Annotated in this window: 8 protein-coding genes; all 8 read right to left on the bottom strand. The window is 62.5% G+C overall.

Translation table 11 applies throughout. The features are described 5' to 3' along the window. The coding region (locus tag EOM25_04200; GenBank protein ID NCC24393.1) for a phenylacetate--CoA ligase family protein at positions 1-847 on the bottom strand (847 nt) is incomplete at its 3' end. Between the two features lie 128 nt (positions 848-975). Next, entirely contained in the window at positions 976-1,794 is an 819-nt protein-coding gene (locus EOM25_04195) for an ABC transporter ATP-binding protein (GenBank protein ID NCC24392.1), read from the bottom strand. Beyond that, the gene (locus tag EOM25_04190; protein NCC24391.1) at positions 1,779-2,942 is read right to left on the bottom strand and encodes an ABC transporter substrate-binding protein; all 1,164 of its coding nucleotides are present in this window, start codon (positions 2,940-2,942) and stop codon (positions 1,779-1,781) included. Before EOM25_04190 ends, EOM25_04195 begins: the two co-directional genes overlap by 16 nt. A 61-nt stretch (positions 2,943-3,003) precedes the next feature. Next, entirely contained in the window at positions 3,004-4,050 is a 1,047-nt protein-coding gene (locus EOM25_04185; protein NCC24390.1) for a branched-chain amino acid ABC transporter permease, read from the bottom strand. Between the two features lies 1 nt (position 4,051). Further along, entirely contained in the window at positions 4,052-4,939 is an 888-nt protein-coding gene (locus tag EOM25_04180; GenBank protein NCC24389.1) for a branched-chain amino acid ABC transporter permease, read from the bottom strand. A 2-nt stretch (positions 4,940-4,941) separates the two neighbouring features. After that, complete coding sequence (locus EOM25_04175) at positions 4,942-6,828, bottom strand: long-chain fatty acid--CoA ligase (protein ID NCC24388.1); 1,887 nt, start codon at positions 6,826-6,828, stop codon at positions 4,942-4,944. 1 nt (position 6,829) lies between these two features. Further along, positions 6,830-7,624: an ABC transporter ATP-binding protein gene (locus EOM25_04170; protein ID NCC24387.1), complete on the bottom strand. Its 795-nt coding sequence runs from the start codon at positions 7,622-7,624 to the stop codon at positions 6,830-6,832. Continuing rightward, positions 7,612-8,268, bottom strand: coding sequence for a CBS domain-containing protein (locus EOM25_04165; GenBank protein NCC24386.1), 657 nt, complete (start codon positions 8,266-8,268; stop codon positions 7,612-7,614). Before EOM25_04165 ends, EOM25_04170 begins: the two co-directional genes overlap by 13 nt. Positions 8,269-8,662: the final 394 nt, after the last annotated feature.

Raw genomic sequence — 8,662 nt, 5'->3', positions numbered from 1 at the left:
CCTCTCCGACCTGTCCGTCCGGCACGGGGAGCGCGGTTTGGGGATCGCAAATCTCCACCAGCCGGTGAGAGGAGACGTGCATGCCCGATAGCTCCGAACACTCGTAGGCGATACAGCCCACATCGGCCGTACCGTAGCCCTGACGGACCGTGATCCCGAACATGGCTTCCACGGATGAACGAAGTTCGTCCGGAAGACGCTCGGCAGCCACAAAGGCCGTGCGGAGCTTGAAGTCCCTGACCGGGTCCAGGCCGGTCTGCATGGCCTTCTCCCCAATGACTTTCAGGTACGAGGCCATGCCCACGAAGCCGTTCACGGGCAGCGTCTTCAAGAGTTCCAGCTGGACGTTGGTATTCCCCGGCCCGGCCGGAATCACCCCGCAGCCGATGATCCGCAAGGGCTCCTCCAGCATCAGACCGGCCGGAGTCAGATGATATCCGAAGGTCATCTGGACCAGGTCGCCGGGCCGGAATCCGCAGGCGAAAAAGGCCTCGGCCCATCCCCAATGGTCCCGTTCCCGGCCCTCGAAATCATAGATGGGTCCGGGCGACTGAAAGATGCGGCTAAATTCGCCCGGCGCCTGACTCAGGACGTATTCAACGCCCTTTTCGGCCTGAAGACGGATGATATCGGTCTTACGAAGGGCCGGAATGCGGGCGAATCCTTCCTCGTCGAGGACATCGTCGGATTTGAGGCCGGCCTTGGCCAGCCTGTCTCCAAACTCGGGACAATGCCTGACCGCGCGCTCGACAGCCAGGTTCAGGGCCTTTCGCTTCCGGGCCCTGCGGTCCTCGGGGGATTCCAGCTCCAAATCGTGAAAGACGCCTGCTTTGAAACCGTCTGCCATCATCATCCCTCTCCGGACCGGTGTCGGACCATTATGAGATTGTCGCCGTCTCAGTCCGGCAATGGCTGCCTGCCTATGCTGGAAAACCCAGTATCGTCAGCCCGTTTAAAATTCGAGAGCGTGAAGAGCTACCCGAGCCAGCGCTTGCGCCGCCGGTAGTGCTTGATGTCCCGGTAACTCCGCTTCTCGCCCCCGTGAGACAGACCCAGATAGAACTCCTGGACATCGGCGTTACAGAGAAGCTCCTTGGACGGCCCGTCCATGACCACCCGACCGTTCTCCATGATATAGCCGTACTCAGAAACGCTCAGGGCTGCCCTGGCGTTCTGCTCCACCAGGAGGATAGACACTCCCTCGGTCTGGTTGATCTTCTGGACGATCTCAAAGATCTCCTCCACCAGCAGCGGAGCCAATCCCAGGGATGGCTCGTCCAGCAACAAAAGCCTGGGCCTGGCCATGAGAGCCCGCCCAATGGCCAGCATCTGCTGCTCGCCCCCGGACATGAACCCGGCCAGCTGTTTTTTCCGCTCGGCCAGCCGGGGAAAATAGGCGTAGACCTTTTCCAGACTCGCGGCATGGGTCGAGCGCGGGGCCGTGTGCCCACCGCAGCGCAGGTTCTCCTCCACGGTCAGATCCTCGAAGACCCTCCGGCCCTCCATGACTTGGAAAATGCCGCCCCGAACGATCCGCTCCGGGGACTGGCTCTGAACCGGCCGACCGTCGTAGAGCACCTGGCCGTCGGTGATCTCCCCGTTCTCGTTTCGCAAGAGACCCGATATGGCCTTCAGGGTCGTGGACTTGCCCGCCCCGTTGGCCCCGAGCAGGGCCGTGATCCGGCCCTCTCCGGCCGTCAGGGACAGACCTTTGAGGACCAGGACCACGTCGTTGTAGACAACCTCCAGGTTGGCCACCTGGAGGATATTTCTTTCAGCTACTTGCCCAGCCATTCCTTTTTCCGCTCCAGGGTCTGCTCGCCCAGGAAGTTCAATTTGTCGTCGCGAAGCTCATAGAGACTAACGGCCAAATTCGGCCTGTGGTCGTCGGGGTAGAAGCTGATAGGCGCGGCCAGACCCATGGGGTCAAAATCCCTCATGCTCTCCAAGGCGGCCTTGATGCCCGGCCCGTTCAGTTGTCCAGCGGCCTCGGCCCGTTTCAGACCCTCGGCCATGGTCAGCATGGAAACGAACCCGCGGATGAAATGGGTCATCTGGGGCACGCCCTTGGTCAGTTTCTCAATAACGACCATGCCCTCGCAGGGCTGGCCGTAGACCTTGGCCGCCTGGATGCTGATGTGGCCGTTGGCCGCCGTGCCGGCCAGATCAAAGATGTTCTCGTCGGAACCCCAGATATTAGTGATGAAGATCACGTTCATCTTCAGCTTCTGGGCGTCTTTCAGAACCACGGCCGTGGACGGGGTGGTGCCGCCGACCCAGGCATAGTCAGGGGCGACCTTTTGCAAACGAAGAAGCTGAGTGGTGGCCTCCATGGCCTTCAGGTCAACGATCTCCTTGCCCACGATCTCAAAGCCCAATTCCCTGGCGTAGGCCTCGGCTGCGGCCAGCGGGGCAAGGCCGTAGGGGGCGTCGGGGTAGATCAGGGCCAATTTCGGGGCCCGCTCCTCCTTCCAGTTCTCGCGGACGAATTTGAGGGCCGCCCGGGCCTGAGTGGAATAGTCAGCCGCGCAGAAAAAATTGTAGGGGGCCGTGTTCGGATCGGTCAGATGGGCCGAGTAGGAGGCCGAAAAGGTCGGCATCTCGTCCTTGGCCACGAACTTGACCAAGGCCTCGGTGTCTCCCGTACCCCATCCCTGCAGGGCGACGATGCCCTGGCTCTTCATCCGCTTGTAGGCCGCCAGGGCCTGCTGGACGTTGTAGGCGTAATCCACCTGGTCGAGAACAATGGGCCGTCCGTTGATGCCTCCCTCCTCGTTCAGGTACTCGGCACAGGCCTTAATGCCGTCGGCATAGGGCCGACCCACCGAGGACGTGGCTCCGGACAGGTCGGACAAAAGGCCGATTTTGATAGGCTCCGATGCCCAGACCGTGCCGCACAGCAGAACCGCCAGACAGGTGATCGCCAAAATTCGAATTTTCATGCCCCCCTCCGGAAGGGTTGAACGTTGTACCCGGCCTCATGGTCGGGATGGCTGACAGGGATCAGTAGGCGAACGGATAGAGCTTCCAGTAGGACTTGAGAAGTCTCCAGCGTCGAGCTAGGCCCTCGGGTTCAAAGACCAGGAAGAGGACCAGGATCAGACCGAACACCCCCTCCTTCATGGCCAGGAAATAAGTGCTGACATTGGGAAACAGCCCGGCCAGACTCCCGGCCACCATGTTCAGTCCTTCCGGCAGCAGGGTGATGAACACGGCCCCGAATACGCTCCCCAGAACGCTTCCCAGCCCGCCGATGATGATCATGGCCAGATAGCTGACCGAAAGCCCGATGCCGAAAGGTTCCGGGGTGATGTACATGGTGTAGTGTCCCCACAGGCCCCCGGCGATGCCGGCCATGAAGGAGCTCAGACCAAAGGCCTGGAGCTTGACCGCGAAGAGGTTGACCCCCACGATCTCGGCCGAGAGGTGGTGGTCCCGGATGGCCACAAAGGCCCGGCCCGGCCGGGTCCGCATGACATTGGCCGCCGCCAGGACCGAGAGCACCGTGCAGAAGAGGATCAGATAGTACATGGACCGGTCCGTATCCAGGGTCAGGCCGAAGATCACCGGCGAGTCCACGGACAGGCCGTAAGGCCCGCCGGTCACGCCCTCCCAGTGCAGGAACACATATTCGAGGATGAGCTGGGCGGCCAGGGTGGCGATGGCCAAGTAGATGCCTTTGAGCCGCAGGGACGGGATGCCGAAGAACATGCCGATCACGGCCGCCACGGCCCCGCCCAGGGGCAGGCTGATGGCAAAAGGCAGGCCTTGGCCCGCGAACCAGGCCGAGGCGTAGGCGCCGACCCCAATGAAGGCCCCGTGGCCCAGGGAGATCTGACCGCAGACCCCTGTCAGCAGATTCAGGGACACGGCCCCGATGACCGCGATGCAGATCAGGTTCAGGACCGAGACCGGATACGAACCCAAAAACCACGGGCAGATCAGGAGCACGGCCATGAAAGCGGCCATACAGGCCTTCTGGAACCGAGAGGGAAACAGCCCGGCCTCGGCCCGGTACGAGGTGTAGAAGAGACCACATTTTCCGCTCATGTCAGACCCGCTCGATTTCCTTGGTCCCAAACAGACCATAGGGTTTGATCATCAGGATCAGGACCAGAAAAACGTAGGCGGCCACGTCCTTGAACCCGGAGAGATCCAAAAGCTGCATGGCCGCACCGTCGCAGACATTCTCCAGAACTCCAATGGCCAGCCCGCCCACGGCCGCCCCCAGCAGGCTGTCCAGGCCCCCGAGAATGACGGCCGGAAAAACTTTGAGCCCCAGCTGGCCCAGCTGGGAGTTAATGCCGTTGATGTTTCCCAGGATGACACCCCCGATGGCCGAGACCACCGTGGCGATGCACCAGGATAAGGCAAAGATGTTCTTGATGCCGATGCCCATGCTGGCCGCGGCCTGCTGGTCAAACGCCGTGGCCCGCATGGCCAGGCCGTGGCGGGAATACTTAAAGAACAGGGAGAAGACCACGAACAAAAGAATGGAGAGGACAAAGGCCGCGATGTAGACCGGGGCGATGGGCAGCCCGGCCACGAATACTGGATCCTGGGGCAGAAGCTGGGGATAGACCCGGATCTGGGTTCCCCAGAAGAGCTGGACCAGGGCCTTCAAGACCGTGGACAGGCCAATGGTGACCATGATCACGCTGATGATGGGTTCCCCAATCATGGGCCGCAGGAAAAGCCGCTCGATGGCCAGGCCCAGGACCACCGAAAAGGCCAGGGTCATCATGAAGGATGCCAGGAAGGGGATTCCGGCCTGAACCGTCAGGGAAAAGCAGACGTAGGCCCCGACCATGACCAGTTCGCCCTGGGCAAAATTGACCACCTTGGTGGCCTTGTAGATGATGACGAAGCCCAGGGCCACCAGGGAGTAGATGCTCCCGACCACTAGGCCGTTCAGCACGAGTTGCAGATAGTATTCCATGCTCAGATGTCCATGATCGTTATCGTGGCCGAAAGCTCCCGTTTGGAGCCGTCCTGGTAGGTGATCTCAGTCTTGAGATCCACGGCTCCGGCCCCCGTGTACAGGCCCTCCACCAAGGCACCGTAGCGCTCAAGGACCACGCCCCGGCGGACCTTGCGGGTCCGGGTCAGCTCGCCGTCGTCAGCGTCCAATTCCTTGGACAGCAGGGCGAACCTGGACACGGCCGTGGCCGCCTCCAGGGACCCGTTCACCCCGGACAACTCGTCCCGGATCAGGCCGTAGACCTCGGGCCGGGCCGACAAATCCTGGTAGGTGGTGTAGGTCATGCCTTTGGACTCGGCCCAGCGACCGACAATGCCCATATCGATGCAGACGATGGCCGTGACCCGCTCCCTCCCGGCCCCGAAGACCACGGCCTCGCGGACATATGGCGAAAACTTGATCTTGTTCTCGATGAACTGGGGGGAGAACCGGTGGCCCGAGGCCAACTGCATGACGTCTTTCAAACGGTCGATGACCACCAGCTGGCCGTTGTCCTTGAAGTATCCGGCATCCCCGGACAGGAGCCAGCCGTCGCTGACCGTCTCGGCCGTGGCCTTCTCGTTCTTGTAGTAGCCCAGAAACACGGCCGGGCTCTTGGACAAAATCTCACCGTCGTCGGAGATCCGGATCTCGGTCTCGGGAATGGGCGTGCCTACGGAGTCGAAATCAACGGCCCCGTCCCTGTGGATGCAGGAGATGCCCGCTATCTCGGTCTGGCCGTAGATCTGCTTCAGATTGATGCCCAGGGCGTGGAAAAAGGTGAAGGTGTCTGGACCCAGGGCCGCGCCGCCTGTGGAGGCCGAGCGGATCCGCGAGAATCCCAGGCGGTCGCGCAGGGCCCGAAACAGGCAGACGTCGGCCAGGACATTGGCCAGCTTGAGGCCGATCCCCACCGGTTCCCGGGCCAGGACCTTTTGGGCGTGCCGGGCCCCGATGCCCTGGAAAAAGGTGTACATCAGGCGCTTGAGGGGCGTGGTCTCCATGATCTTGACCCGCACCGACGCGGCCATGTTCTCCCAGACCCGTGGCGGAGAAAAGATCAGATGCGGCCCGATCTCCCGGATGTCGTTCTGGACCGTGTCCGGCTCCTCGGGAAAGTTGACGCAAAATCCGAAAAGCAGGGCCGAGGCCACGCTCATCATCTGCTCGCCCATCCAGGCCAGGGGCAGGAAGGACACAAAATCGTCACCGGGCCGCTTGGGATCGGCCTGGCCCAGGTTGTGGGCCATGGACAAAAGGTTCTTGTGGGAGAGCATGGCCAGCTTGGGACGGCCCGTGGTTCCGGACGTCGTGGCGATGAGGGCCGCCCGGTCCGGGTCCAGGGTTTGGACCCGCTCGGCAAAGGACTTGCGCCGGTCCCGTCCCATCTCCCGCACGGCCGTGAAGCTGGTCAGACCCGGGGCCTCGTACCCGGACAGCCCCCTGGGGTCGTGATAGACCACGTGCTTCAAGGCCGGAAGATTCGGCTTCAAGGTCAAAATCTTGTCCACCTGCTCCTGGTCCTCGGCCACGACCACCTTGGCCTCGCTCAGGGCAAAGACGTATTCGATCTCCGAGGCCGGGGCGTCCTGGTACAGGCCCAGGGCCATGCCGCCCAGGGACTGGGCCGCCACTTCGGCCCACAGCCACTCGGGCCGGTTGTCGCCGATGAGGATCAGGATGTCGCCCTGGCCGAACCCCATGGCCTCCAGGCCCCCGGCGAACTCGGCCGTCACGTCCCGGTACTGTTTCCAGGTGTAGGTCTGCCAGAGCCCCCACTCCTTCTCCCGCAGGGCCGGGCGATTCGGGTGCTCGTTGGCCCGGCGCTCCAGCAGGGCCGGCAGGGTGGTGTCATAGGCCGCACTCATGTCAGCGTCCGCAAAAGGTGGCGTCTTCCGTGCCCAGATAGGCGGCCACCACGTCGGGGTTCTTCTGGACTTCCTCCGGGCTGCCCGTGGCCAGGACCCGGCCGAAATCCAGCACGACCACATGGTCGGAAATGTCCATGACCACGCCCATATCGTGCTCCACCAGAAGGACCGTGGTCCCCCACTCCTCGTTGATGTCCAGGATGTACCGGGCCATGTCCTCGGTCTCCTCCAGGTTCATGCCGGCCATGGGCTCGTCCAGGAGAATGAGCCGGGGCTCGGCCGCCAGGGCCCGGCCCAGCTCGACCCGCTTCTGGACTCCGTAGGGAAGATGCCCGGCGTGCTGGTGGCGGTAGGGGGACAGGCCCAGAAAATCAATGACGTCCTCCACCCGGCGGCGGTGTTCGTCTTCGTGTTTCCTGGCCCGGCCCAGATAGCAAAGGGCCGCCAGGAGCCCGTACTTGATGCGGGAATGGCGGCCGACCATCATATTGTCCAAGACCGACAGGCCCCGGAACAGGGCGATGTTCTGAAAGGTTCTCGACAGGCCGAGCCTGGTCCGGGCATGGGCCTTGAGACCCAGGAGGTCCTTTCCGTCCAGGCGGATGCCCCCCTCCTGGGGATGGTAGCGGCCCGAGATGCAGTTCAGCATGCTCGTCTTGCCCGCCCCGTTGGGTCCGATGAGGGAGGTCACGCTCCCCTCCTCCAGATTCCAGGAGACCTCGGACAGGGCGGCGATGCCGCCGAAGGTCAGGGTGACCTTGTCGACGTCGAGAAGAGGACTCACCGTTCCCACTCGTTCATGAAGTCCATGGCCCCGACGACCTTATAGCCCCGCTCCTGCAGGGCCGCGGCCAGGGCCGACGGGTCCTCGATGGCCACCCGGATGACCACCATGCGGGAATTGTTGTGGAAAAAGGTCCCGGTGGAAATGATGCTGTGGCCCATGTCGGCGATGATCCCCGAGACCTCCCGGATGACCCCGGGCCGGTCGGCCACCTCGAAGGCGATCCTCGACCCGCCCTGGCGGTAGCCCATCTCCTCCACCAGCACGTCGAGCATGACCGTCCGGTTAATGTATCCTACGAGCTTGCCGAAATTGTTGACCACGGCCAGCCCGGCCAGGTTCTTCTCGTGCATCAGGGCCGCCGCGGCCTCGATCTCCATCTCCGGGTTCACGGTGACGATGTCCCGGCGCATGATCTTGGCAATGGTCAATTTGGCCAGGAGATAATTGATCTCGTGCTTGTCCAGGGAAGTGACCAGGGACGGCATGGCCGCGCTGATGTCCTCCTTGCGGACATAGCCCACCAGCTCGTCGTCATCTAGGACCAGGAGCATCCACAGGCCGCTCTCGTCCAAGAGTTTTTCGGCGTCCCGGACCTTGGTATGGGGGGTGACGGTCTCGAAACCGCGGAGCATTTTCAGACCCACGAACATTCGGGCATCCTCCTTGTCGGTATGGTTGCGTATAGTGCGGGAATTTTCCGGCTGGCAAAAGCCCCTTTTCCCGTGAACGGCCTGCACGGCCCGATGGACGGCATCATTTTTGACTCGCCCATGCTTGAAACCGGCTTGTGGCCCGTGGCCTCTACCTGCCCCAATTCGCCCTTTCTGGCAATGACCGGCCTCCCAGCCCCTGCCCTTGGAACCATGTCGTGACCCGAGGCCGGGGCCGGATATATTTTTTGACGACTATCCCCATTCCGGAGGGGCCGTTCGTGAACGGCCCCTACACATTCCGGCCCAACGGTCATCCTCGATAACGCACAGGCCTCGGCTATCCCGCCCATCTCCTCCAAATTTTGTCGATCAACCGACGCATCGTGTTGTC

The organism is Deltaproteobacteria bacterium (assembly GCA_009929795.1).
GTDB lineage: Bacteria > Desulfobacterota > Desulfovibrionia > Desulfovibrionales > Desulfomicrobiaceae > RZZR01.
This window is presented reverse-complemented; position numbering and strand designations above follow the sequence as displayed.

Excerpts from the sequence above, each read along its gene's own strand:
- EOM25_04195 (NCC24392.1), bottom strand. The coding sequence starts at position 1,794 with ATGGCTGGGCAAGTAGCTGAAAGAAATATCCTCCAGGTGGCCAACCTG.
- EOM25_04190 (NCC24391.1), bottom strand. The coding sequence starts at position 2,942 with ATGAAAATTCGAATTTTGGCGATCACCTGTCTGGCGGTTCTGCTGTGC.
- EOM25_04185 (NCC24390.1), bottom strand. The coding sequence starts at position 4,050 with ATGAGCGGAAAATGTGGTCTCTTCTACACCTCGTACCGGGCCGAGGCC.
- EOM25_04180 (NCC24389.1), bottom strand. The coding sequence starts at position 4,939 with ATGGAATACTATCTGCAACTCGTGCTGAACGGCCTAGTGGTCGGGAGC.
- EOM25_04175 (NCC24388.1), bottom strand. The coding sequence starts at position 6,828 with ATGAGTGCGGCCTATGACACCACCCTGCCGGCCCTGCTGGAGCGCCGG.
- EOM25_04165 (NCC24386.1), bottom strand. The coding sequence starts at position 8,268 with ATGTTCGTGGGTCTGAAAATGCTCCGCGGTTTCGAGACCGTCACCCCC.